Annotated in this window: 22 protein-coding genes; 10 read left to right on the plus strand and 12 right to left on the minus strand. The window is 70.2% G+C overall.

Annotation, left to right across the window (positions count from 1 at the left end; all coding sequences use genetic code 11):
- Positions 1–12: 12 nt before the first annotated feature.
- On the minus strand, positions 13–921 hold the full coding sequence (locus J3P31_RS16465; protein WP_210529588.1) for a LysR family transcriptional regulator ArgP: 909 nt from the start codon (positions 919–921) through the stop codon (positions 13–15).
- Between the two features lie 72 nt (positions 922–993).
- Here J3P31_RS16465 and J3P31_RS16470 point away from each other — a divergent pair, with 72 nt between their 5' ends.
- Positions 994–1,623 carry a LysE/ArgO family amino acid transporter gene (locus J3P31_RS16470; RefSeq protein WP_210529589.1) on the plus strand — a complete coding sequence of 210 codons (630 nt, stop codon included), beginning with the start codon at positions 994–996 and terminating at the stop codon, positions 1,621–1,623.
- A 40-nt stretch (positions 1,624–1,663) separates the two neighbouring features.
- Complete coding sequence (locus tag J3P31_RS16475; RefSeq protein ID WP_210529590.1) at positions 1,664–2,290, plus strand: FMN-binding negative transcriptional regulator; 627 nt, start codon at positions 1,664–1,666, stop codon at positions 2,288–2,290.
- 44 nt (positions 2,291–2,334) lie between these two features.
- Here the strand turns inward: J3P31_RS16475 and J3P31_RS16480 are convergent, their stop codons facing one another.
- Entirely contained in the window at positions 2,335–4,050 is a 1,716-nt protein-coding gene (locus J3P31_RS16480; protein ID WP_210529591.1) for a calcium-binding protein, read from the minus strand.
- 200 nt (positions 4,051–4,250) lie between these two features.
- The gene (locus tag J3P31_RS16485; RefSeq protein WP_210529592.1) at positions 4,251–5,207 is read right to left on the minus strand and encodes a TAXI family TRAP transporter solute-binding subunit; all 957 of its coding nucleotides are present in this window, start codon (positions 5,205–5,207) and stop codon (positions 4,251–4,253) included.
- Between the two features lie 118 nt (positions 5,208–5,325).
- Here J3P31_RS16485 and J3P31_RS16490 point away from each other — a divergent pair, with 118 nt between their 5' ends.
- Positions 5,326–6,132 (plus strand): bestrophin-like domain, encoded by an 807-nt coding sequence (locus tag J3P31_RS16490; protein ID WP_210529593.1) that lies wholly within the window; start codon positions 5,326–5,328, stop codon positions 6,130–6,132.
- A 14-nt stretch (positions 6,133–6,146) separates the two neighbouring features.
- Complete coding sequence (locus J3P31_RS16495) at positions 6,147–6,827, plus strand: AIM24 family protein (protein WP_210529594.1); 681 nt, start codon at positions 6,147–6,149, stop codon at positions 6,825–6,827.
- 40 nt (positions 6,828–6,867) lie between these two features.
- Here the strand turns inward: J3P31_RS16495 and J3P31_RS16500 are convergent, their stop codons facing one another.
- On the minus strand, positions 6,868–7,893 hold the full coding sequence (locus J3P31_RS16500) for a LacI family DNA-binding transcriptional regulator (protein ID WP_210529595.1): 1,026 nt from the start codon (positions 7,891–7,893) through the stop codon (positions 6,868–6,870).
- A 422-nt stretch (positions 7,894–8,315) separates the two neighbouring features.
- Between J3P31_RS16500 and J3P31_RS16505 the strand changes: the two genes are divergently transcribed.
- The 4 genes from J3P31_RS16505 to J3P31_RS16520 all read left to right on the plus strand — a co-directional run bounded on the left by J3P31_RS16505 (position 8,316) and on the right by J3P31_RS16520 (position 11,703).
- Positions 8,316–9,056, plus strand: coding sequence for an ATP-binding cassette domain-containing protein (locus J3P31_RS16505; protein WP_210529596.1), 741 nt, complete (start codon positions 8,316–8,318; stop codon positions 9,054–9,056).
- Complete coding sequence (locus J3P31_RS16510) at positions 9,053–10,105, plus strand: ABC transporter permease (RefSeq protein WP_210529597.1); 1,053 nt, start codon at positions 9,053–9,055, stop codon at positions 10,103–10,105. The genes J3P31_RS16505 and J3P31_RS16510 overlap by 4 nt, the downstream gene beginning before the upstream one ends.
- 43 nt (positions 10,106–10,148) lie before the next feature.
- A complete protein-coding gene (locus J3P31_RS16515) occupies positions 10,149–11,141 on the plus strand; it encodes a sugar-binding protein (protein ID WP_210529598.1) in 993 nt (330 codons plus the stop codon).
- A gap of 340 nt (positions 11,142–11,481) precedes the next feature.
- Complete coding sequence (locus J3P31_RS16520) at positions 11,482–11,703, plus strand: YjiS-like domain-containing protein (RefSeq protein ID WP_210529599.1); 222 nt, start codon at positions 11,482–11,484, stop codon at positions 11,701–11,703.
- Between the two features lie 172 nt (positions 11,704–11,875).
- Here the strand turns inward: J3P31_RS16520 and J3P31_RS16525 are convergent, their stop codons facing one another.
- Complete coding sequence (locus J3P31_RS16525) at positions 11,876–12,349, minus strand: GbsR/MarR family transcriptional regulator (protein WP_210529600.1); 474 nt, start codon at positions 12,347–12,349, stop codon at positions 11,876–11,878.
- A 156-nt stretch (positions 12,350–12,505) separates the two neighbouring features.
- Between J3P31_RS16525 and J3P31_RS16530 the strand changes: the two genes are divergently transcribed.
- A complete protein-coding gene (locus J3P31_RS16530) occupies positions 12,506–13,765 on the plus strand; it encodes an efflux RND transporter periplasmic adaptor subunit (RefSeq protein WP_210529601.1) in 1,260 nt (419 codons plus the stop codon).
- The gene (locus tag J3P31_RS16535) at positions 13,762–16,827 is read left to right on the plus strand and encodes an efflux RND transporter permease subunit (RefSeq protein ID WP_210529602.1); all 3,066 of its coding nucleotides are present in this window, start codon (positions 13,762–13,764) and stop codon (positions 16,825–16,827) included. The genes J3P31_RS16530 and J3P31_RS16535 overlap by 4 nt, the downstream gene beginning before the upstream one ends.
- Before the next feature lie 69 nt (positions 16,828–16,896).
- On the opposite strand, the gene J3P31_RS16540 is transcribed toward J3P31_RS16535, so the two are convergent.
- The 7 genes from J3P31_RS16540 to J3P31_RS16570 form a co-directional block, all read right to left on the minus strand.
- Positions 16,897–17,679, minus strand: a complete 783-nt coding sequence (locus J3P31_RS16540; RefSeq protein WP_210529603.1) for a carbon-nitrogen hydrolase family protein — start codon at positions 17,677–17,679, stop codon at positions 16,897–16,899.
- On the minus strand, positions 17,679–18,479 hold the full coding sequence (locus J3P31_RS16545) for an ABC transporter permease (protein ID WP_210529604.1): 801 nt from the start codon (positions 18,477–18,479) through the stop codon (positions 17,679–17,681). Before J3P31_RS16545 ends, J3P31_RS16540 begins: the two co-directional genes overlap by 1 nt.
- Positions 18,476–19,327, minus strand: coding sequence for an ABC transporter permease (locus J3P31_RS16550; protein ID WP_210529605.1), 852 nt, complete (start codon positions 19,325–19,327; stop codon positions 18,476–18,478). The genes J3P31_RS16545 and J3P31_RS16550 overlap by 4 nt, the downstream gene beginning before the upstream one ends.
- Positions 19,324–20,361: an ABC transporter ATP-binding protein gene (locus J3P31_RS16555; protein ID WP_210529606.1), complete on the minus strand. Its 1,038-nt coding sequence runs from the start codon at positions 20,359–20,361 to the stop codon at positions 19,324–19,326. The genes J3P31_RS16550 and J3P31_RS16555 overlap by 4 nt, the downstream gene beginning before the upstream one ends.
- 55 nt (positions 20,362–20,416) lie before the next feature.
- Entirely contained in the window at positions 20,417–21,481 is a 1,065-nt protein-coding gene (locus J3P31_RS16560; RefSeq protein WP_210529607.1) for an ABC transporter substrate-binding protein, read from the minus strand.
- Positions 21,482–21,563: 82 nt separating this feature from the next.
- Positions 21,564–22,544: an agmatinase gene (gene speB / locus J3P31_RS16565; protein ID WP_210529608.1), complete on the minus strand. Its 981-nt coding sequence runs from the start codon at positions 22,542–22,544 to the stop codon at positions 21,564–21,566.
- Positions 22,541–23,182: a TetR/AcrR family transcriptional regulator gene (locus J3P31_RS16570; RefSeq protein WP_368373097.1), complete on the minus strand. Its 642-nt coding sequence runs from the start codon at positions 23,180–23,182 to the stop codon at positions 22,541–22,543. Before J3P31_RS16570 ends, speB begins: the two co-directional genes overlap by 4 nt.
- Positions 23,183–23,271: the final 89 nt, after the last annotated feature.

Consider the following 23,271-nt stretch of genomic DNA (forward strand, 5'->3'; position numbering starts at 1 on the left):
ACTCCGGGGGCCCTAGCGCGGCGGCATCAGGCTCTGGCGCGCCTCGAGGACGACCTCGCGCGTGAGGGCATCGAGAAGGCGGGCCCCGAGCCGGGCGTGCTGCCAGTGCAGCTGCACGTCCAGGGGGCACCCCGGCATCAGGTCCGCCAGCCGCCCGGCCGCGAGATGCGGGCCGGCCAGGGCCAGGGGGTTCATCGCCCAGCCGAGCCCGGCGAGGCTTGCGTCGAGGAAGCCCTGGGTCGAAGGCACCCAGTGGGTCGGCGCTTCCAGCGCAAAGCCGAACCTGTCCCGCACCCACCGGACCTGGAGCGCGTCCATCCGGTCGAACCGGAGCACGGGCGCGCGGGCCAGCGCAGGGATGTCGACGCCCTCCGCGAAGTGACGGCGCACGAAGGCGGGGCTGGCGGAGGCGATGTAGCGAAGCGCCCCCAGGGGCCGGGTGCGGCAGCCCGGGACCGGCGCCGGATCGGCCGTCACCGCCGCCAGGACCTCGCCCGAGCGCAGGCGCTCGGCCGTGCGCTCCTCCGCGTCGAGAACGAAATCCAGGAAAGCCCCCGTGCGTTCGGCGAAGCGGGCCGCCGCGGGCAGGAACCAGCTGCCCAAGGAATCGGCGTTGACCGCGATGCGCAGCGTCACCGGCGCATGGTCGCCGGCCACAGAGCCCTCGACCCCGGGGAGCGCGTCGGCCAGCTCCCCTTCCAGGAGCCGCACGCGCTCGACATGGGCGCACAGGCGCGCGCCGGCTTCGGTCGGCACCGGGGGCTGGCTGCGCACGACCAGGGTCGCCCCGACCCGTTCCTCGAGGGCGCGCACGCGCTGGGACACCGCCGAAGGCGTGACACCCAGGGCAGCGGCGGCCCGTTCAAAGCCGCCTTCGCGCACGACGGCGGCCAAGGTGGCCAGGACGGTGTAATCGAGCATCTTAAGTCCAGCTTCAGGCGGCTTAGCATCTTTATCTCGCCTGCACCGGCTCCCCATGGCAAGGGAGCGGCCATGTTCGATCCCGCTCCCCTCCTGACCGGCTTCGCCCTTTCGGCCGGGCTCATCATCGCCATCGGCTCGCAGAACGCCTTCGTGCTCCGGCAGGGTCTTCGGCGCGAGCATGTGGGACCGGTGGTGGCCTTCTGCGCGCTGGCGGACCTCGTGCTCATGGCGGCAGGCGTGGCGGGGCTCGGCGCGGTGATCAGGGGGCTGCCGGGACTGGTGACCCTCCTGGCGCTGGGCGGGGCGGCGTTCCTGGGCTGGTACGGGCTGGCCGCGCTGCGCCGGGCCGCCCGGCCGGACCGGCTCTTGGCCCAGGGAACCGGCGGCGCCGTGTCGCTGGGCGCCGCGCTGGCCCAGGTCGCGGCCTTCACGCTCCTGAACCCCCATGTTTATCTCGATACGGTGCTCCTGGTGGGATCGGTGGGCGCGGCCCAGCCCGACGGCGCGCAGGTCCCCTTCGTCGCCGGCGCAGGCCTCGCGAGCGCCACATGGTTCGCGGCGCTCGGGTTCGGGGCGCGCCTCCTGGCCCCGTGGTTCGCCCGGCCCGCCGCATGGCGCCTGCTCGACCTTCTCATCGGGGTCACCATGCTGGTTCTCGCGGCGGGGCTTCTGGGCTATGCGGCAGGCGAGGGCGCCTGACCGCTTCGCCGTCCGATCCCCTCATCCCTGGAGCCCGCCCATGTACACGCCGCCCGCGTTCCGCCTCGAGGATCTGGCCGAGTTGCACCGGACCATGCAGGCCGTCCCCCTGGCGACCTTCGTGACCGCCACGGATCAGGGGCTGCTGGCGACGCCGCTCCCCCTGTTCCTGGTGCCCGACGAGGGCCGCCTGGGCACCCTTTACGGCCACCTCGCCCGCGCCAACCCGCAGGCGACGCTGGCGGCCTCGACCGAGGCCATGGTGCTGTTCACGGGGCCGGACGCCTATGTCACGCCGGCCTGGTACGCGACCAAGCCGGAGACCGGCCGCGTGGTGCCGACCTGGAACTACCTGGCCGTCCATGCCTACGGCGTCCCCGAGATCTTCGAAGACCAGGGGCGTCTGCTTGATGTGGTCACGCGGCTGACCGACCTCCACGAGGGCCGCCGGGCCGAGCCCTGGTCCGTCGCGGATGCCCCCGCCGCCTTCATCCAGGGCCAGTTGCGCGGGATCGTGGGCCTGCGGCTGCCGATCGCCCGGATCGAGGGCAAGCTGAAGATGAGCCAGAACCGCAGCGCCGCGGATCGGGCGGGGGTGAAGGCCGGGCTGGCCGCGAGTCCCCGGTCCGAGGACCGTGACGCGGCCGCCCTCATCCCGGGCGATTGAGGGCCGGGCGGGGCCAGGACCCCCGGCCTCTCCCGCGGCGGGGCTCAGATGATCAGGATATCCCCGGCATCAAGCTGGGGCGCGCCGTTCAGGATCGCGAACTCGTGACGCGCACCACGGCCCGATCCGTCCGCGTCGAAGTACAGGGTGCCGTCGTGGCGGTCGTAGAGGATCCGGTCCGACCCATCGACGCGCCCCTCCCCGAGCACCCGGAACGCCCCCCGGGACAACCCGCCCTCGGGGCCGACCCCCCGGAAGTCGGCGTTGTCGAGAAGGATCTGGTCGTTCCCGCCAAAGTCCGTGATGCGGTCCGGCCCGTTCGTTCCGTTCGGCTTGCCGTTGAACACGAAGTCGTCGGCGCCGCGCCCCCCCGTGAGCCGGTCCCGGCCCGGCCCGCCGTAAAGGACGTCGTCGCCGCCGTTGCCCAGAAGGGTGTCGTTCCCCGCCCCGCCATGGATCACGTTGCCCTTGCTGTTCCCGTTCAGGCGGTCGTGGCCTCCAAGGCCTGACAGGTAGTTGCCGGCGTCGACGGTCACGGTGTCGTTCCCCTTCGTCCCCCGGCCGAAGATGCGCGCTCCGATCCCTTCGTGATCGCCGTCGAGGTTGTCATGGGCGTAGCTGACCACGAAGCCGCCCCCGGCCAGCGCCTCAACCACGGGGTCGGATTGCTCGTCGTACCGGCTGTAATCCAGCCCGACCTCGAAGGCCGCCGTCAGCGGCCGTCCCGAGGCCGAAAGGACGCGGGCCATGACGTCGTTGCCGACCTCGCCCTTGGGAATGGGCTGCTGCTCCCAGACGACGACGATCTCCCCGGTGCTGAGCCGGGCCACGTCGGTGGAATAGACCACCTCCTCCGTCCGGAAGGCCGAGATGCGGCCCGAGGTCGTGCGGGCGTCGTCGTCGAAGGTCTGCACCACGACATGGTACAGATAATCGGTCCCGAACCTCGATCCGTACTCCATCTGGCTGATGACGAAGCCGTTCCCGGCCTCCGCCACGCTGAAGCCCTGGCCGTTGCCGCCGCCCGCGCTCCCGAAGTTCGAGCTCAGGTGCACATCGCTCCGGAGCACTTCGCCCTTGGGCGAGAAGACCGTGGCCCGGAGTTCGTTGCTGTCGAGGTCGCCTTTGGTGTCGAGCGTGGATTCGCTGTTCCACAGGGCCACGATCCGGCCGTTCGCCATGCGGGCGGTCTCGACGATGCCTTGGTCGAGATAATCCTCCCGCGTGTTCATGCGGCGCTCGCGGCCCAGCGGGTCGCCGTCGGCGTCGTAGCGGCGCATGTAGACGTCGTCGAAGGTGGGGCCGGCCTTGTCGGCCGTGTAGAAGACCATGAAGCCGCCGCCCTGGGTGCCCACCACACGGGGCTGAACCGCTTCGAACAGGTCGATCGTGTCCACCCGAAGGGCCTTGGTGCGGGGCGTGCCATCGGCGTCGAAGGCGCGGACATAGGCCTGTGTCCGGCCCAGGATGCCGTCCGGGGAATAGGACCAGGCCATGGCGTAGCCGCCATCGCCGAGCGCGGTGATCGACGGTTCGGTCGAGGCCGCCTGGTCGATGCCGTCGATCAGGAACTCGCTGCCCACCCGCCGGCCCGAGGCGTCGTAGCGCTGGCCCGACAGGATATAGGCGGACGGTCCGTCGTCGTATTCGTTGAGGTAGCTGTCCCAGGTCACGAGGAACCCGCCGTTCGGCAGGGCCAGGATGTCCGGCTCGTCCTGCCAGTTGTTGGTGTAGGTGTTGACTTGGAACTGCTTGCCCATGTGGCTCCTCGCTCGACCCGTGCCGGGATGCTCTAAGGAGTGCCGGAGGTTAGTGCCCCGAAGGCCGGCCGCAAGGCTCGGTTGCCAACTCCCGCGTGGGGCTCGGGGGCGACGGGATCAGGCTGGCGGCATCCCCGGCCGGGAGGGCCGGGCGCCATCGGGCCGAGGCGGACCTGACGGTCCGGCCGGCGGGGCTCCCTCTACTGCGAAGGCGAGGCCCGGAAGGCGGCGAAGGCCGCCTCGGCTGCGGGATGCAGGGGCGCGGACAGCCCCTCGGTCCGCATCGCCTCGGAGGTGAGGCCCGCCAGGAGCGGATCGTCGCGGCGCAGGGCGTCGAGGCCCCCGAGCGTGGCCCGCACGAAGTCGGTGACGATGGCCGGGTCGGTGTCGGCCCGCGCCACCACCGTTGCCCGGACCTCGAAGGTGGCCACGGGGCGGGCAAGCTGCGGATAGGAGCCCGCCGGGATCGCCCCCTGGCTGAACCCGGCGTTGGCCTGCACGAGCCTGTCCACCTCGGGGCCCGCCAGCGGCAGGACCTGCACGTCGCAACGCTCCAGCGTGCGGGCGACGGTGGCGCTGGGATGGCCCGTGACGAGGAGGGTCGCGTCCACCGCCCCGGCGCAGAGCGCGTCGAGCGCCGGGCCCGTCAGCAGTTCGGTGACCTCCGAGAAGTCGTCCTCCTTCATGCCATAGGCCGACAGCAGGGTCAGGAACGTGGCGTGCCGGCCCGAGGAGGGATGCCCGATGTCCACCCTCTTGCCCTCGAGGTCGCGGAACTCCGCCACGCCCGAGCCCCGCCGCACGAGGAGCGTCGCCTGCTCGGGGTAGAGCGACAGGACGCTGCGCAGCTCCGTCATGGGGCCGCCGTCCTGGAAGAGGGACACCCCGTCCCAGGCATCGCGATGCCAGTCCGACTGCACGATGGCGAGGTCGAGTTGGCCGCGCCGCAGGGCCATGAGGTTGTAGACCGACCCCGGCGTGGGTTCGGGCGAGCAGCGCACCTCCGCGTCGCCGTCCCTGTTGGCATGGTCGCAGATCCTCGCAGCCACCCGGTAGTAGCCCCCGTCCAGGTCGGCCGTCCCCACCGAGTAGAAGGTCATCGCCCCGGCCGGGCCTGCGGTCATCGCGGCCAGGACCGCAAGGCGAAGGAACGTCATGGCGGGCCCTCCCTGTTCGCCTCGATTATGCCAAGCGGCCTTCCGCAAGGGAAGCGAGCTTGATCCGCGACCGAAGCGACGTAAGGTAAATGCAAGGTCTCCAAGTGTTCGGGTGTCCATGTTCCGCGACCTGATCCAGACCACGCCCGCCGACCGACTGGCGCTCCTGTTCGCGGTGGCCTCCGTGGGGGCCGTCGTCCTCGGCATCCTGATCCTCAAGCCGATCCTGCGCCTCGCCATCGGGCGCGGCGACCCCACGATCAACGACAGCATCGGCTACGGCACGGCGAGCTTCAGCCTGTTCTACGCGCTGCTGCTGGGCCTCCTCACCGTTGCCGCCTACCAGAACAAGGACCGGGTGGAGCAGTCCGTCCTGACCGAGGCCGGGGCCGTCGGCGGCCTTTACGCCAGCATGAACAGCTACCCCGAGCCCACGCGCTCGGACGTCAAGGCGCTGCTGCGCGACTATGTGCTGTTCACCATCCACCGCGACTGGCCCGCGCACCGGCAGGGCACCTATCTCGACGGCGGCACCAACCGCATGGACGCGATCCGCCAGCGGCTCACCCGCTTCACGCCCTCGAACCCCGGGCAGGAGATCCTGCACGCCGAAACCGTCAGCGCCTTCAGCCACTTCGCCGAGGCGCGGCAGCAGCGGCTCAACGGCCTCATCACCCGCATCCCCGACGTGCTCTGGTACGCGGTCCTCGTCGGGGCCGCGCTCAACATCCTGATCCTGATCCTGCTGCGGATGAGGCTCTTGGCGCACCTGATCCTGGGGGCGATCAGCGCCTTCTTCCTGGGGGTGGTGCTGTACGTCATCGCCGTGCTCGACGATCCGCTCCGCAGCAGCCTCGGCGTCCAGCCCACGGCCTTCCAGCTCCTCTGGGACCGCCAGATGGTCTGGGACGAATCGATCGGCTGAAGGGGGGAACCGCCATGGCCCAGTTCACCGTGCGCGAGGTCGAGGGCATGCGGCAGGTCCGCATCGACCTCCAGGACGAGGCGATCCGCACCCGGCGCGGCGCGCTGTCGAACCTGCGCGGGCGCATCCGCGTCACCGCCCGCCTGCCCGGCATGGGCGACCTCGTGCGCGGGGCCCTGACCGACGAGGCGCGCGTCCGGCCCGAATATTCCGGCACCGGCGCGATCCTGCTCCAGCCCTCGCTGGGCGGCTATCACGTGATGGAGCTGACCGGCGGCGACCGCTGGGTGCTGGAGCCCGGGGTGTTCTGGGCCTCCGAATCCACGGTCAGCCTGGGCCTCCACCGCGAACGGATGTGGCCGAGCTTCTGGGCCGGCGACGGCTTCCTCGCATGGAAGACCACGGTGGCGGGCCAGGGCCTCGTGGCCATCAACGCCCCCGGCCCCGTCGAGGTGGTCGAGGTCGAGGACAACGAAATTCGTGTGCAGGGCCGCCTCGTGCTGGGCCGCACCGACGGCCTGAGCTTTTCCATGAAGCGGGCGAGCACGCTGCTCCGCTCTCCCCTCGTGGGGCAGAAGCTCCTACGCGTCCTGACCGGGACCGGCAAGGCGCTGGTGTGCTGGACCCCGTACTGGAACCAGCACATCTACCAGCGCATGACAGGCGAGACGATCCGCGCCTCCCTGTTCGAGTGATCCCGCAGCCCCGCGTCCCTGCCGACCGGGGCCGCGCCGCTCAGAGCCCGCAGTTGTAGCGGGTGTGGATGAGGATCTGGCTGGGCGGCGGCTCGGTCCAGCGCCCCGACCGCGATTCCCGGATCCATCGGGCCGCCGTGGCGAGCTCCGCCTCGATGTCGTGGGAGATGACGTAATCCATCGTCCCGCTCTCCAGGAGCTGCCTCGACCGGGGCGTGAGCTCGTGGCCGACGAAGATGGCGTCCCCCGCCCGGCCCGACCGTTCGAGCGCCAGCGCCACGCCCCGGTTGGCGCCGCCCAGGTTGTAGATCGCCGCCGGCACGCCGCTGGCATCGAAGTAGCGGGACAGCTGGTCGAAGGTCGTCTCGGGCTGGTCGTCCGAGATCACGCGTTCCTCGATCCTGAGATGCGGGTATTCGGCGCGCAGCACCCGCCTGAAGCCCATCTCGCGCTCCTGCTGGCAGCGGAACGACGTGCTCATGACGATCATGATGCGGCAGCGGTCCGGCGGCAGCCCCCGGCCGATGAGCTGGGCCGCCACGCTGCCCGCCGCGTGCTGGTCGTTGCCGACATAGACGCTGCGACGCGAGTTCGGGAGGTCGGTCGTCAGGCAGGCCACGGGGACCTCCTCGGACCGCAGCCTGCGGACGGCCCGGTTGATGGCCGGATGCTCCCGCGCGACAAGGACGACCCCATCGGAGCGGAGCCCGTCCTCCATCAGCTTGCGCGCAAAGGCATCCGGGTCGAGCCGGCTGGTGGGCACGTAGTGGCCCGTCACGACCGCGCCCGACACCGAGCGGTTGATCTCGGCCTCCGCCGCGGCCAGCACCTCGTTGAAGCTCTCGCCCGAGTCGCAGAAGAGCCGGATGTCGAGGCGCTGTTCGCCGTCCTGCCGTTCGGCGGCGAGCTTGTCGAGCGCGGCGCGCACGCGGCGGCGGGTCCGTTCCCGGACCCCCGGCCTGTCGTTCAGCACCCGGTCCACGGTCGCGGGACCGACCCCGGCGACCTCGGCGATGTCCCGGACCGTTGGCCCCTTCCAGCGCGGACCGGCGACCTCCCTTGGCATCGCCGCCTCCGAGATTGATGCGAACCCGATCATCCTCGTCCTGTGGAGGATCGCAAGTGTCTGGCCTCTTTGCCGTCATTCTGCGGCTGCGAAGGATTTTGATGCCTTTCGCATCAGGATTGGGCCGCCGAGCAGCTTTGCGGAGGCCGGAACCGCCGCCATAGTTGGCCTACCCCGCTCGGAGAAGCGGGAAGGGGAGGAGACTGGCCACCGGCCCGACCATCGGGTGCGGGGCCGGCGCATCGGATGGCCAAGGGGAAGAGACAGGCGCTGACTGCCGGGGATGCCGCCGACGCAGCCGTCGTCGGCAGGGCGGATCACGGGACGGCCGTGCCGCGGGTCCCCGGCCAGCGCTGCACGGATCGGCCGGGACGCGCGGTTTCAGCCGGGCCCGGTCGCCGCTCGACAAGGGGAGGAACTGGATGAGCCTGCTGGAACTGGATGGGATCACGAAAAGCTTCGGGGCCATCCATGCGCTGCAGGGCGTGAGCCTGTCGGTCGCGCCGGGGGAGGCGGTGGGCCTGATGGGCGACAACGGGGCCGGCAAATCGACCCTGATGAAGATCATCGCCGGGAACTTTCCCCCGACCTCCGGCCAGATCCGGATCGAGGGCCGGCAGGTCCAGTTCCACAAGCCGATCGACGCCCGCCAGAGCGGCATCGAGATCGTCTACCAGGACCTTGCGCTGTGCGACAACCTGACGGCGGCGGCCAACGTCTTCCTGGGGCGCGAGCTCAAGAAGTCCTTCGGGCCGATCCGGTATCTCGACTACAAGGCGATGTACAAACGCGCGGCCGAGCTCTTCGCGGAACTCAAGTCCGAGACGCGGCCCCGCGACCTCGTCAAGCAGATGTCGGGCGGGCAGCGCCAGGCGGTGGCGATCGCCCGGACCCGCCTGTCGGACCCCAAGCTCGTGCTCATGGACGAGCCCACGGCCGCCATCTCGGTCCGGCAGGTCGCCGAGGTGCTGAACCTCATCCAGCGGCTCAAGGACACGGGCCACGCGGTGATCCTGGTGTCGCACCGGATGCCCGACGTCTTCGACGTCTGCGACCGGGTCGCGGTGCTGCGTCGCGGGACCAAGGTCGCGGACAAGCGCATCGATCAGACCACGCCCGAGGAAGTGACCGGGCTCATCACGGGGGCGATTGCATCGGCATGAGCGAGACAACCAGCCAGGATCTTCGCACCCGACCCGGCCGGGGCCCCATGGGCCATGCCGAGATCGACGAATCCATCACCACCCGCACCGAGACGAGCGGCCTTCAGGCCATCATCCGCACCCAGCCCTTCTGGGTCCTCATGGCGATCATCGTCATCGGCCTCGTGATGAGCTTCGTGTCCGACGTGTTCCTGACCGAGCGGAACTTCTTCAACACCACGCGCAACTTCGCCTTCTTCGGGATCATGGCCCTGGGCATGTCGGCGGTGATCTGCACGGCCGGCATCGACCTGTCGGTCGGGTCGCTCATGGGCCTGGCGGGGATCGTCACGGGGCTCGTGATGCAGGCGGGCTACGGGATCGTTCCCGGCTTCCTGGCCTGCATGGGGGTGGCTGCGCTCGTGGGGCTGATCAACGGCGTGCTGATCGCCTACCTGCGCATGGCGCCCTTCGTGGTGACGCTGGGGATGCTCGCCATGGCGCGGTCGGTGTCCATGGTCATCTCGAACAACAAGATGATCTACGACTTCGGCCCGGACACCGACCTGTATCTCTGGCTCGGAGGCGAGAGCGTCCTGGGCGTCCCGAACCCGGTCTGGGTGCTGATCGTGCTCACGGCCGTGTTCTGGTGGGTCTGGCGCTACTCGACTTGGGGCCGCTGGGTGATCGCCATCGGCGGCAACGCCAAGGCCGCGCGCCTGTCGGGCATCCCGGTCGAGCGGATCATCGTCTCGGTCTACGTCCTGTCGGCGATGATGGCCGGGCTGGCCGCCTTCCTGCTGGTGGGCTGGTTCGGCTCGGTCACCAACGCGCTGGGCGAGGGCTATGAGCTCAACGTCATCGCCGCCAGCGTGATCGGCGGGGCCAACCTGATGGGGGGCGTCGTCTATGCCCTGGGGGCGCCCATCGGGGCGGCGCTCATGGAGCTCATCCGGAATTCGCTGCTGCTGGCGGGCATCGACGCCCTTTGGCAGCAGTTCTTCGTCGGCCTGTTCCTGATCATCGCGGTGCTCCTGGAACAGATCCGCAACCGTGGGAGGTCGGAGTAACCGGCCCCCGCACCCCCGTTCTGCACACTTCAGGGAGGAGATCATGCAGAAACTACTGACCGCCACCGCTCTGGCAGCCATCCTGGCCCCGGCCGGGGCCTTCGCGCAGGACAGCTACACCTTCGCGCTCGTGCCCAAGGCCATGAACAACCCCTTCTTCGATCTGGCCCGCGACGGCTGCATGGCCGCCGCCGAGGAGATGGGAATCACCTGCAACTACATCGGCCCGGGCGAGCATACGGAGATGGAGCAGGTCCAGATCGTGCAGGACCTGATCAGCCAGGGCGTGGACGGGATCGCGGTCGCGCCCTCGAACGCACCGGCCATGGCGCGCGCCCTTCGGGCGGCCGTCGACGCCGGCATCCCGGTCATGACCTGGGACTCCGACCTCCTGCCCGAGGATGTGGCGCTCCGCTCGACCTATGTGGGCACCAAGAACTACGACATCGGCGTGGAGCTCGCCAACATCGCCAAGTCGCGCCACCCGGACGGCGGCACGGTCTGCCTGCAGACCGGCGGCGCGGCGGCGGCCAACCATAACGAACGCCTGCTGGGCGTCCGCGAGACCCTGTCCGGCGAAAGCCTGGGGGCCCCTCCCGGCGAGCCGCTCACCGGGCAGGGCGGCTGGACCGAGATCTCGGGATGCCCGCTGATCACCGATGACGACGGCAACAAGGCGGTCCAGGGCATGACCGACATCCTGGCCGCCAACCCCGAGCTGACGGCCTTCATCTCGACCGGCGCCTTCACGCAATGGTTCGACAACGCCTACCGCCAGGCGGCCGGCCCCTACGCCGACAAGCTGGCCAGCGGCGACCTGTCCATCATCGTGGCCGACACCCTGCCGATGCAGATGGGCCAGCTCAAGGACGGCTTGTCGGTCGGGCAGGTCGGGCAGCGCCCCTACGAGATGGGCTACCAGGCCATGCACATCCTGAAGGACCTCAAGGAAGGCAAAACGGTCGAGGACCCGATCTACACCGGCCTCGACATCTGCACCCAGGAGAACGTGGACACCTGCCTGGGCAGCAACTGATCGGCCACGGTCTCCGGCTGGCCGGGGACCATCAACCTCCTCTGGGGTCATCCATGGCCCCGGGGCGGCCGGGCCGCGCGCCGGATCGCGGCCCGCGCGCCGAGCCTTTGGCGCCAGGGCGTGAATGGGCCTGAGCCTCGGTCGGGTCTCATGGCCCACGGCTCCGAATCGGCCGGAACGCGGCGCCCGTTCGGACGTATGCATTCCGTGCATGGCCGCGCTTCCGATCCACAGGATTGTGAATCGGGGGCCTCGCCTCGATATCTGCACCGGTACCCCTGACAGCATGAAACTCGGGCTCCTCTGGGGTGGTGGAGCCGACCGGTGTGAGAGAACTTCCATGGCCTACGCAACCTTCGGCCCCCGCGCGTCCGAACGCCTGTCCGTCCTGCAGCATCTGGCCGGGCTCCGCCTGAGCCTGTCCGATCATCTGGCGCGCCGCCGCGCCTACCGGGCCACCCTCGAGGAGCTTCGGGCGCTGAGCGACCGCGACCTCGCCGACCTCGATCTCCATCGGAGCCTCATTCCCGAGATCGCCCGCATGGCGGCCGACTGGGCCTGAGCCCTCGGACCGCAGCCAAGGCCAGGGCCCGCGCGCCCCGGGGACGCCACCCGGGGGCGTGCGGGCCTTTTCAGTTTCCTTGTGGATGGACGCCACCTTCGGGGCCCGGGTAAGGGGTGGCTTGGCAGGTCCTGTCGTCCCGGCCTCCTGACCCGAATGGCCCGGTTCCGAACTACGCCGCTGTGTCCCGCTGCGCCCTGACCTTGTCGGCGGCAACCTGGATGCCGTCCGCGACCGCGTCGTAGAAATCCGCAAAGCGTTCCAGCCGCTCGCGCGGGGTGTCGCCCTCGTCGGGCAGCTCGCCGACGATCCGCCGGATGTCCCCGGACGTCCGCCTGATCCGACGGCACACGCCGCTCAGCAGATCGCCGTAAAGATCGTCCGCCACGCGGAAGTAGTCCTGGCGGTCGCCGGGGCGGCTGCATTTCGCGATCATCTCGCGCTCGACCAGCAGGCGGGTGTTCGAGCTGATGCTGCCGCGGCTGACGCCAAGCTCGGTCGCCAGCTCACTGAACGAGTAAGGCCGTCCCTCGAACAGGAGAAGGCCGACGATCCGGCCCCCGATCCGGGGCATGCCTTCCGCCTCCATGGCGCGCCCCATGAGTTCGACGAAATCGTTCCGGCTGGCGACAAGCCGATCGTCCATGCTCCAATCCCTGATTTTCCTGACATCTAGGCCTGTCATTATGTTCAGTCAATAATGAACGTATGCATTGACAGGGCTCGGCGCGGGTCCTAGCTGCGTTCAGCGTGAACTGAACGAAATCGCCGCTATCTGTCGCCCGCCCCCGAGGAGACCAGCATGTCCCGCTTTCCATCTCTCCTTGGCCGGCTTGCACCGCTGGCGGCTGTTTTGGCCCTTCTCGGGGCGGCGCCCCAGGTCGTCCGGGCGCAGGAGGCCGAGAGCTCGGTGCGGGTGCCCGCGGTCACCGTGGCCACCGCTGCCCCGCGCGAGTTCCTCCAGCAGGTCCCGGTCTCGGGCACTCTCATGCCGCGCGAGGAAGTGCTCGTGTTCCCCGAAACCGGCGGCTACGCGATCCAGGAGCTCACCTCGGAGGTCGGGGACCGGGTCGAGGCTGGCGAGGTGCTGGCCCGGCTCGACGATCGGGCGCTGCGCGCGCAGGTGGCTCAGGCCGAGGCGGAGTTCGCCCGCGCCGAGGCCGGCGTGCGGCAGGCCGAGAGCCAGGTGGCCTCGGCCCAGGCGACGCTGACCCAGGCATCCCAGACGCTGGAGCGCACGCAGGCGCTGCGCGGCAGCGGGACCGCCACGCAGGCGCAACTCGACGAGGTCCAAGCCACCGAGCTCACTGCCGAGGCGCAGCTTCAGAACGCGCAGAACGGCGTCGCGGTGGCCAGGGCCCAGCTCCAGCAGGCGCAGGCCTCGCTCGATGTCGCCCGCCTCAACCTGGACAACGCCCAGATCACCGCGCCCGTGGCCGGCGTCATCTCCTCCCGCAACGGGCAGGTGGGCGGGATCGCCAGCGCCTCGGGCGAGCCGATCTACCGCCTCATCCGGGATGGGCTGGTGGAGGTCGAGGCGGAGGTGATCGAGACGGATCTCGCGCTCGTCAGCGTCGGCGATCCGGCCGAGCTGCGGGTCGCGGGCCTGGGCACCGTACCCGGCGAGGTGCGGCTGATCTCGCCCACGGTGAATGCCCAGAGCCGGCTGGGCACGGTGCGCATCACGGCCGAGCCCAGGGACGGCCTGCGCCCGGGCGTCTTTGCCGGAGGCTGGATCACGGTGGAGCAACGGCAGGGGCTGGGTGTGCCCGCGACCGCCGTCATCACCGACACCGACGGGTCCTATATCCTGCGCGTCGGTGAGGGCGGCGTGCTGGAACGCCGTCCCGTGGTGCCGGGCCTCCTGTGGCAGGACCAGTTCGAGATCGTCGACGGCCTCGCGCCGGATGAGCTGGTCGTGGCCCGCGCCGGGGCCTTCTTCGGCGAGGGCGACACCATCCAGCCGGTGCGGGACGACCAGGCCGGGGGCGCGGCGGAGACGGGAACGGCCGCGGGCGCGACAGCCGTGGGCGAGGCCCGGGCGACGGAGGACGGCCAATGAACATGTCCACCTGGTCCATCCGCCACCCCGTGCCGCCGATCGCGCTCTTCCTGGTGCTCATCGTCGTCGGGCTGGTGAGCTTCGTTCGCATGCCGGTCACCGAGATGCCGAACGTGGACCTGCCGATCGTCACCATCTCGGTGGGCCTGCCCGGCGCCGCGCCGGCCGAGATCACGAGCCAGGTCATCCAGCCGGTCGAAGCCGAGGTGAGCGACATCTCGGGCGTGCGGCATGTCTCGGCCACGGCCAATGACGGGGTGGCCAGCCTCACGATCGAGTTCGCCGTCGGGACCAACACCGATCGGGCCCTGAACGACGTCAAGGACGCCGTCACGGCCGCCCGCGGCGACATGCCCGACAGCATCTCCGAGCCGGTGGTGCAGCGCCTCGATTTCACCGGCGCCCCCATCCTGACCTATGCCGTCTCGGATCCGACCCGCTCGGTCGAGGAGCTGTCCACCTTCGTGGACGACGTGGTGGCCCGCAATCTCCAGGGGGCGGCCGGGGTCGGCAGCGTGGAGCGCCTGGGCGGGGCGGAGCGCGAGATCCAGGTGGAGCTCGACCCCGACCGGTTGCTCGCGCTCGGGCTCAGCGCCACGGATGTGAGCTCCCAGCTCGCCGGCACCAACCTCGACCAGGGGGGAGGCAGCGGCGACCTCGCGGGGCAGGAATATTCCATCCGGGCCTTGGGTTCGGCCAGCAGCGTGGGCGCGCTCGGGGCCACGCCCATCCGGCTGCCCACGGGCGACACCGTGCGGCTCGACCAGCTCGGCGCCATCCGGGACGGCGCAAGCGAGACCGCGAGCTTCGCGCTCTACGACGGCCAGCCCGTCGTGGCCTTCGGCGTGTTCCGCGCCACGGGGGCGAGCGATCTCGAGGCCGGAGGGAACGCCAAGTCGCGGCTCGAGGCGCTGGGGGCCCAGTATCCCAACACGCGGTTCGAACTCGTGGACGACGCCACCGTCTACACGGAGGCCAACTACGGGGCCGCCATGGACACGCTCTATGAAGGTGCGGCCCTGGCCGTGGTCGTGGTGTTCCTGTTCCTGCGCGACTGGCGCGCCACGATGGTGGCCTTCGTGGCCCTGCCGCTGTCGGCGATCCCGACCTTCATCGTCATGGACGCGCTGGGCTTCTCGCTCAACACCATCAGCCTTCTGGGGATCACCCTAGTCGTCGGCATCCTGGTGGACGACGCGATCGTGGAGATCGAGAACATCGTCCGCCACATCCACATGGGGCGCCCCGCCTACGAGGCGGCCGAGGAGGCGGCGGACGAGATCGGCACCACCGTCATCGCCATCAGCCTGACCATCGTGGCCGTCTTCGCGCCCGTGAGCTTCATGGGGGGCATCGCCGGCCAGTTCTTCAAGCAGTTCGGCATCACGGTGGCCGTCGCGGTCCTGTTCTCGCTCCTGGTCGCGCGGCTCATCACCCCGCTGTTCGCGGCCTATTTCCTCAAGAGCTCTTCCGTGCCGCACGAGGCCGAGGACGGCTGGCTCATGCGCAGCTACCTGCGCGTGCTGGCCTGGACCCTGCACCACCGGGCGGTGACGCTGCTGGGCGGGGTGCTGATCTTCGCGGGCTCGATCTATTCCGCCACGCTGCTGCCGACCGAGTTCATCCCGGCTGCCGACACCGGGCGCGCGACCGTCACGGTCGAGCTGCCGCCGGGCTCCACCCTCGCGCAGGCGAGGACCGTCGGCGAGCGCCTGACCGGGATCGTGTCGGAGGTCCCGGAGGTGGAAAGCGTCTTCGTGGACGGATCTTCGGCCACCGACCTCAACGTGCAGGTCAACTACGGCGACAAGGAGCATCGCGAGCGCGGCTGGGAGGAGATCAACCGGGACATCGAGGCGCGGCTGGCCGTCCTTCCCGATGTGCGCCTCTTCGTGCTGGCGGAAGGCGGCCAGCGCGACATCCAGATCAACGTCCTGGGCGACACCGAGGCCGCGGCCTCGGCCGCCGCGCAGGCGCTCTCGCAGCAGATGAAGGGCCTGCCCGAGCTGCGCGACGTGTCCACCGAAGCGGCTCTCGTGAGGCCCGAGATCCAGATCACGCCCCGGCCCGAGCAGGCCGCCCAGCTGAGCGTGAATGCGGCCACGCTCGCCAACGCGATCCGGGTCGCCACCCTGGGGGACACCGATGCCAACCTTGCCCAGTTCGACGCCGGCGAGGATCGGATCCCGATCCGGGTCCGCCTCGAGGAGGCGGCGCGCGACAACCTGTCCCGCCTTGCGGGGTCGCGCGTGCCGTCCTCGACGGGCGAGCAGGTGCCCCTGGGAGCCGTGGCAGATGTGCGGCTCGCCACCGGGCCCAGCGTCATCGAGCGCTACGACCGCCGCTACAGCGTGGCCGTCGAGGCGGACCTCGCCGAAGGCGCCGTCCTCGGCCCCGCGACCCAGGCGGTGATGCAGCTCCCGGCGGCCACGGACATGCCCGAGGGCACCTCGATCCAACCCGCGGGCGACGTGGAGACCATGAACGAGATCTTCACGAGCTTCGGCCTGGCCATGGGGGCGGGGATCCTGCTCGTCTACGTGGTCCTCGTGCTGCTGTTCGGCAGCTTCGTGACGCCCGTCACGATCCTCCTGTCGCTGCCGCTGGCCATCGGAGGCGCGATCTTCGCCCTGTATCTCTACGGCGCGGGCATCGGGCTGTCGGTGGTGATCGGCTTCCTGATGCTCATGGGCATCGTCACCAAGAACGCCATCATGCTCGTGGAGTTCGCCCTGGAGGCGGTCAAGGACGGCGCCGACCGGGCCTCGGCCATGATCGACGCCGGCCACAAGCGGGCGCGGCCCATCATCATGACCACCATCGCCATGGCCGCGGGCATGGTGCCCTCGGCTCTCGCGCACAGCACCGGGGGCGAGTTCCGCGCGCCCATGGCCATCGCGGTCATCGGCGGCCTGCTGCTTTCGACGCTGCTGTCGCTCCTGTTCATCCCCTCGCTCTTCAGCGTGCTGGAGGGGCTCAAGGACCGGCTCCGCGCCCTGCTGGTCCGGGTCCTGGGATCGGACCGCGAGCCCGGCCGTCCTGTGCCGAAGGCCGCCCCGTGACGGGGTGGCGCGGCCGACGCCGCCTCGGGCCGCCGTCCCCCTGACCGGGATGGCCGACGAGGGCCAGGGTCAGGAGGCGTGGGGCCGGTCCAGGAGGTTCAGGTCGGACAGGTAGCTGTTCTCGCCCCGCTCCTCGGCCAGGATGGCGGGATCGAGGTCGGCGATCAGGAGCTCCGGGTCGCCGGCCGCTGCGGCCAGGACCTGCCCGCGCGGGCCGCAGATGCAGGACAGGCCGACATAGTCCAGCCCGGCCTCGTGGCCGGTCCTGTTGCAGTAGGCCAGGAACACCTGGTTCTCCATGGCGCGGACCGGAGCCACCTGGCGCGCGATCCGGTCATGCGGGGCCATCAGCGCCGTGGGCACGACCACGAGGTCGGCGCCCAGGCGGGCGTAGGGCCGGATCAGCTCGGGAAACTCCACGTCGTAGCAGATCGCGAGGCCGACCTTCAGGCCGGCGCAGTCGAACAGGCAGGTCTGTTGTCCCGGCCGGAAGGTGCCCTTCTCCCAGGGGCCGAACAGCGCCCGCTTGTGGTAGCGGCCCATCTCGGTCCCCGCCGCGTCGAAGGCCACGGCGCTGTTGCGGATCGTGTCCCCGTCGCCGGTGTGGCTGCCGATCACGATCCCGAGCCCGGCCCGCGCGCCGATCCGGCCCACCTGGCCCAGGGCCGCCTCCACCCCGGTCAGGTCGCCGGGCGAAAGGCGGGGAAGGTGATAGCCGGTGAGATAGCCTTCGGGGAACACGAGGAGACCGGTCCCCCGCGCCGCAGCGAGGCCGGCCACCCGCTCCACCTCGGACAGGGTGGCGGCCAGGTTGCCGGGTGCGCCTTCGCCCTGCCAGAGAGCCAGCCGCATCAACGGTCCTCCACGCGGTCGGCGCCCATCAGGCGCGGCAGGTTCCCGAACACGCCGATGGTGCCGTAGACCAGCACGGCCAGCAGGACGAACAGCACCGACACGACGCCCATGATGGGCGTGTAGCCGTAGCGCAGGCTGTTGAAGATCTTGATCGGCAGGGTTTCCACCGTGAAGCCCGCGACCATGTAGGCGATGATGTATTCGTTGAGCGACAGCACGAAGGCGAAGGCGTAGCCCGACACCACATATGGGAGCACCAGCGGCAGCACGACCGTCCGCAGCACCTGGCCCCGGGTCGCGCCCATGGTCCGCGCCGCCTCGAGCAGGGCGGGGTCGATGGCGCGCAGCCCCAGCGAGATCGTCACCAGCGGCAGGGTCACGAGGAAGATCCCGTGCGACAGGATCGTCGCCGCCATCTGCCCGTACATGCCCAGCGCCACCCAGAACACCAGGAAGCCCAGCGCGGTGATGACCGGCGGCAGCATGAATGGCGCCACGCCCAGCGTGTAGAGCACGCGCGACAGCCATCCCCCGCGGCCCCAGGCATGGAGCGCGAGGGGCAGGGCCACCGCCACCGAGATCAGGGACGCCACGGCCGCGATGACCAGCGAGTTCTTCAGGGGGCCGAGCCAGTCGGCCGCGCGGAAGAGCTCCCCGTACCAGCGGAAGGACGGGTCCTGCGGCGGAAAGCGGAGCGCCTGCCCGCCGTTCAGCGACACGCCCGTCACCACCAGGATGGGAAGGGCCAGCAGGATCAGGACCAGCGCGACATAGGCGCGTCCAAGGCGCGAGGTCATGCCCGGTCTCCCTTTTCCCGGGCGAGCAGCAGCGCCACCCCGACCATGGCCAGCGCCACGAGCAGCAGGAAGGCCGCCATGGCCGCCGCGAAGGGCAGGTTGGACTGGTAGATCGCCTGGTCCGTGATGTGGACCGACAGGGTCCAGTGCTCTGGCCGGCCCAGCACCTGCGGCAGGAGGTACGAGCCCAGCGCGAACACGAAGACGAGGATCAGCGCCCCGAGAAGCGGGGCGCGCAGCAGCGGCATGGTGACGGAAAAGAAGGTCCGCAGCGGCGAGGCGCCCATGGTGCGCGCCGCCTGCGCCAGCTCGGGGTCGAGCCGCGCCACCGGCGGATAGAGCACCAGCACCGCGTAGGGGAAGGACAGGTAGGTCAGGCCGGTCATGAGGGCGAACAGGCTGGGCGTGTAGGCCCGGGCTTCGGCGGTGAGGCCCAGCCAGGCCAGGATGTTGCCCACGCCCGCCGTCTGCGACAGCAGCGTGGACACGGAAAAGCCCACGATCACCTCGGACAGCGACAGGACCGACAGCAGGACCACGAGGATCGCCGTCTGTGTCCGCCGCGAGAGCCCGGCCAGGATCACCGTGAAGGGCAGGGCGAGCGCGACCGCGATGGCCGCCGTGCCCGCCGCGATGCCGACCGAGGTGAGGAGGACGCCGCCGAAGAAGGCGGACAGGAACCTCTGGTAGCCCGAAAGGTCGAAGCCCCACTGGTAGAAGCCCCCGGTCTCGCGCTGGGCCACGCTGACGGCGAGCATGATGCCGAAGGGGATGAGGAACAGCACCACCAGCGCGGTCCCTGGAAGGATCCCCAGCCAGCCCGGGGTCGTGGCCTCGCGTCCCTTCATGGCGCGAGCACCACGCGGCCGCCGGGCGCGAAGGTCAGCGCCACGGTTTCGCCGATCCCGACCTCCGGCCGTTCGCGGGGCGAGAACAGCGCCGTGACCTCCTGGCCCGCGTGGTCGAGCACGAGCTGCACGCTCTCGCCCAGGTCGCGGATGAAGGTCACGCGGGCGGGCAGGCCTTCGGGGCCGAGCCGCACGTCCTCGGGGCGGACGGACAGGATCGCGGGGCCGGGCGCGGCCTTGACGCGGTCCTGTCCGGCCAGGGGCAGGCGCTGGCCCGACACCTCCAGGGTGGCAGGGTCGAGGAGGCGGCAGGGCAGGAGGTTCGACGTCCCGATGAAGCCCGCGACGAAGGCGTTGGCGGGATCGCGGTAGACCTCCATCGGTGCGCCCATCTGCTGGACGCGGCCCCGGTCCATGACGATCACGATGTCGGCCATGGTGAGCGCCTCCTTCTGGTCGTGGGTCACGACCAGCGTGGTGACGCCCAGGCGGGTCTGGATCTGCCGCAGCTCGATCTGCATGTGCTCGCGCAGGTTGGCGTCCAGCGCCGAGAGCGGCTCGTCGAGCAGGAAGAGCTTGGGGTCGATGGCCAGGCCGCGGGCGATGGCCACGCGCTGGCGCTGCCCGCCCGAAAGCTGGTGGATCCGCCGGTCGGCCATGCCGGACAGCTGGACCAGGGACAGGAGCTCCTCGGCGCGGGCGCGCCTTTGGGCCCGGGGGGTGCCGCGGATCGCGAGCGGATAGGCGACGTTCTCGCCCACCGAAAGATGCGGGAACAGGGCGAGCGACTGGAAGACCATCCCGAAGTCCCGCCGGTGGGTCGGCACATGCGTCTGGTCCCGGCCGCCCACCAGGATCTGGCCGGAGGTCGGCTCCTCCAGGCCCGCGAGCAGCCGCAGCAGGGTGGTCTTGCCGCAGCCGGACGGCCCGAGGAGGCAGATGAACTTGCCCCCGGGGATGTCGAGCGTCACGTCGTCCACAGCCGCCGTGGCCCCGAAGCGCTTGGTCACGCCGCGCAGGGACAGGTCGTTCATCGGGTCTCTCCGGTCAGGTGAGGCCCGGCCGCCGGGGGCCGGGCCGTGGGGCCTGTCAGCCCGTGATCATCTCGGACCACTTCTGGTTCACCCAGTCGGCCCGGTCCACGTAAAGGTCGTAGCGCGGCAGGATCGGCGGCAGGTCCGAGGACACCGCCGCGAACTCCTCGTCCGACAGGTCGGTCAGCGTGCGGTCCACGGTGGGCGCGGTGCCCACGTTGCGCGACAGCTTGGCCTGGATCTCGGGCCGGGCCATGTAGTCGATGAAGATCTGCGCCTGGTCCAGCATCTGCGACGCCTTGGAGACGACCCAGGAGCCGGAGTCGAGGACCGCGCCTTCCTTGGGGAAGGTGGAGCGGACGGGCTGCCCGTTCGAGGCGGCGAGGCCGGTCACGTCGTGGTAGTACTGGCCCATCGGGATCTCGCCCGATTCCAGCGCCTGCTGGAACTGCCCCTCGTCGCGGTACCAGAGCCGGACATTGGGCTTGACCTCGGCCAGCTTGGCCAGGACCTGCATGACCCCGTCCTCGGTGCCCAGGATGTCGGTGCCGCCGAAATGCGTGACCGCGGTGATCTCGAGCAGGAAGGAGTTCGAGGCGAGCGCGAGGAGCCCCAGCTTGTCGGCGTTCGCCGGATCCCAGAGCGCGGTCCAGGAGGCGGGCGGCTCGGGATAGGCCTCGGTGTTGGTGACGAGGGTGATGTACCAGCTCACGGCGCCCGTCCCGTAAAGGCGGCCATCCTCGTAGCGGTGGACGAAATGCTCGGGCAGGTTGCCGAGGTTGGTGAGCTTGCTTTCGTCGAGCGGGGCCCAGACCTGCGCGGCCTCGCCCTTGAGGCGCGACACCTGCGACATCATCGAGACGTCCGCCGGCGCCTGGTTCGCCCGGGCGGCCTGCTCGAGCTGCACGAGCCAGGCTTCGCCCGTCGGCTCGCCGATGGACTCGACCTCGATGCCGGTCTCGGCGGTGAACTCGGGGAAGATGTGCTGGCTGAAGCTGTCCTGGAAGTAGCCCCCGTAGGTCCCGACCTTCAAGGGCGCGCCCTGCGCCCGCAGGAGGGCCGGGGCCGCCAGCGCGGACAGGCCCGCCGCGCCGGTGACGAGGAACGTGCGTCGTTTCATTGATCTCACTCCGTGTTGGACGGTCTTGTGCCCCGCCGTCGACGGGGCGCTTCTGGCAAACCGGGGCCGCAAGGGCAACGGCTCAGTCGAGCCGGAAGCCGTGGAGCGGCCCGGGCGGGTTCTGGGGCACGCCCGGCAGCGCGCAGAGCATCTCGAAGAGCAGGTTCGCGGCGGTCAGGGCGGTGGTTCCCGTGGTGTCGAAGGGCGGGGACACCTCGACCAGGTCGCAGCCCACGAGGTTGAGCCCCGCCATGCCCCGCACGATCTGGAGCGCCTGCCAGTCCGTCAGCCCGCCGATCTCCTGGGTGCCCGTCCCGTTGGCGAGGCCGGGGGCCAGGCTGTCGATGTCGTAGGTCAGGTACACCGGCGCGTCGCCGATCAGCGCGCGCACCTGCTCCATGAGCCGGACGAGGGGCTTGCCGTGGATCTCCTCGGCGGTGACGACGCTCCAGCCCTGGCTGCGCGCCCAGGCGAAGTCGTCGGGGGCGTAGCCGGTGCCGCGCAGGCCGATCTGCACGACCTTGTCGTTGAGCAGGCACCCATCCTCCCAGGCGCGGCGGAAGGGGGTGCCATGCGCCTCCCGTTCGCCGAACATGGTGTCGTTGATGTCGGCATGGGCGTCCACATGCACGAGCGCCACCGGCCCGTGCCGGTCGCGGATGGCGCGCAGGACGGGCCAGGTGAGGGTGTGGTCGCCCCCCAGGGTGAGGGGGATGACGCCGTGGGACAGGATCTCGTCGTAGGCGGCGGTGATGATGTCGCAGCTTTTCTTGAGGTCGAAGGTGTTGATGGCGACATCGCCGATGTCGGCCACCTGCAGATGCTCGAACGGAGCGGCGCCGGTCGCCATGTTGAACGGGCGCAGCATCCGGCTTTCGTCGCGAATCGCCCGCGGGCCAAGCCGCGTCCCCGGTCGGTTGGATGCCCCGATATCCATCGGGATGCCCACGAAGCAGGCGTCGAGCCCTTCGGCCGTCGGCCGGGAGGGCAGGCGCATCATCGTCGCCGGCCCGCCGAAGCGGGGCATGTCGTTGCCGCCGAGCGGCTGGTTGAAATGGGTCATGCGGGGGCTTCCATCAGGCGGGCCAGGGGGCGGATCTGGGCGGCCACGCGGGCCTTGAGGGTGTCGAGGGTCATACCGTCATCCTTCACGAATTCGATGAACATGGCATTGAGGGTGTTGAAGATCAGTTCGCCCATCGCGCGGTGGTCGAGATCGGGCGCAACGCGTCCCCGGGACTGGAGCCGCGCCACGAGGCGCGCGACCTGATCGGCCAGGCGTCCGTCGAGATCCGCATAGCGGCGCCCGTTGGGCGTGTGCGGCTCCTCGATCGAAAGCGCCATGGCGGCGCGCCACATCTCCTTGCTGAGGTATTCGAGGGAGTGATCGTAATACTGCCAGATGAGGCCGAGAAGCGCCTCCTGCGGTTCGGCCGGCGGCGCCAGGAGGATCGCCTCGCCCGCCGCGAGGACCTCTTCCACCTCCAGGGCCACGGTGGCCATCAGGAGGTCCCCCTTGGTGCCGTAGTAGTTGTAGACCGTCCCGACCGAGACCTCGGCATCCTCGGCCAGATCCTCGATGCGGACGGAATGATAGCCGTCGCGCTGGAAGCGCGTCACCGCCGCCGCGAGGATGCGGCGATGGCGGTCGGCCTTCTGGCGTTCGCGGAGGCCGGTCAGGGCTTCACCTCGGGAATAAATTTATCGTTGACTTCAAATCTGAGCCTATTCAACTCTTTCTGTCAAACGCAAAGCCCGCGGCGCAAGCGGGACCGACAGGAGAGATCTGC

This window comes from Rubellimicrobium arenae (assembly GCF_017916275.1).
Classification (GTDB): domain Bacteria; phylum Pseudomonadota; class Alphaproteobacteria; order Rhodobacterales; family Rhodobacteraceae; genus Rubellimicrobium; species Rubellimicrobium arenae.

Excerpts from the sequence above, each read along its gene's own strand:
- J3P31_RS16465 (WP_210529588.1), bottom strand. The coding sequence starts at position 921 with ATGCTCGATTACACCGTCCTGGCCACCTTGGCCGCCGTCGTGCGCGAA.
- J3P31_RS16470 (WP_210529589.1), top strand. The coding sequence starts at position 994 with ATGTTCGATCCCGCTCCCCTCCTGACCGGCTTCGCCCTTTCGGCCGGG.
- J3P31_RS16475 (WP_210529590.1), top strand. The coding sequence starts at position 1,664 with ATGTACACGCCGCCCGCGTTCCGCCTCGAGGATCTGGCCGAGTTGCAC.
- J3P31_RS16480 (WP_210529591.1), bottom strand. The coding sequence starts at position 4,050 with ATGGGCAAGCAGTTCCAAGTCAACACCTACACCAACAACTGGCAGGAC.
- J3P31_RS16485 (WP_210529592.1), bottom strand. The coding sequence starts at position 5,207 with ATGACGTTCCTTCGCCTTGCGGTCCTGGCCGCGATGACCGCAGGCCCG.
- J3P31_RS16490 (WP_210529593.1), top strand. The coding sequence starts at position 5,326 with ATGTTCCGCGACCTGATCCAGACCACGCCCGCCGACCGACTGGCGCTC.
- J3P31_RS16495 (WP_210529594.1), top strand. The coding sequence starts at position 6,147 with ATGGCCCAGTTCACCGTGCGCGAGGTCGAGGGCATGCGGCAGGTCCGC.
- J3P31_RS16500 (WP_210529595.1), bottom strand. The coding sequence starts at position 7,893 with ATGCCAAGGGAGGTCGCCGGTCCGCGCTGGAAGGGGCCAACGGTCCGG.
- J3P31_RS16505 (WP_210529596.1), top strand. The coding sequence starts at position 8,316 with ATGAGCCTGCTGGAACTGGATGGGATCACGAAAAGCTTCGGGGCCATC.
- J3P31_RS16510 (WP_210529597.1), top strand. The coding sequence starts at position 9,053 with ATGAGCGAGACAACCAGCCAGGATCTTCGCACCCGACCCGGCCGGGGC.
- J3P31_RS16515 (WP_210529598.1), top strand. The coding sequence starts at position 10,149 with ATGCAGAAACTACTGACCGCCACCGCTCTGGCAGCCATCCTGGCCCCG.
- J3P31_RS16520 (WP_210529599.1), top strand. The coding sequence starts at position 11,482 with ATGGCCTACGCAACCTTCGGCCCCCGCGCGTCCGAACGCCTGTCCGTC.
- J3P31_RS16525 (WP_210529600.1), bottom strand. The coding sequence starts at position 12,349 with ATGGACGATCGGCTTGTCGCCAGCCGGAACGATTTCGTCGAACTCATG.
- J3P31_RS16530 (WP_210529601.1), top strand. The coding sequence starts at position 12,506 with ATGTCCCGCTTTCCATCTCTCCTTGGCCGGCTTGCACCGCTGGCGGCT.
- J3P31_RS16535 (WP_210529602.1), top strand. The coding sequence starts at position 13,762 with ATGAACATGTCCACCTGGTCCATCCGCCACCCCGTGCCGCCGATCGCG.
- J3P31_RS16540 (WP_210529603.1), bottom strand. The coding sequence starts at position 17,679 with ATGCGGCTGGCTCTCTGGCAGGGCGAAGGCGCACCCGGCAACCTGGCC.
- J3P31_RS16545 (WP_210529604.1), bottom strand. The coding sequence starts at position 18,479 with ATGACCTCGCGCCTTGGACGCGCCTATGTCGCGCTGGTCCTGATCCTG.
- J3P31_RS16550 (WP_210529605.1), bottom strand. The coding sequence starts at position 19,327 with ATGAAGGGACGCGAGGCCACGACCCCGGGCTGGCTGGGGATCCTTCCA.
- J3P31_RS16555 (WP_210529606.1), bottom strand. The coding sequence starts at position 20,361 with ATGAACGACCTGTCCCTGCGCGGCGTGACCAAGCGCTTCGGGGCCACG.
- J3P31_RS16560 (WP_210529607.1), bottom strand. The coding sequence starts at position 21,481 with ATGAAACGACGCACGTTCCTCGTCACCGGCGCGGCGGGCCTGTCCGCG.
- speB (WP_210529608.1), bottom strand. The coding sequence starts at position 22,544 with ATGACCCATTTCAACCAGCCGCTCGGCGGCAACGACATGCCCCGCTTC.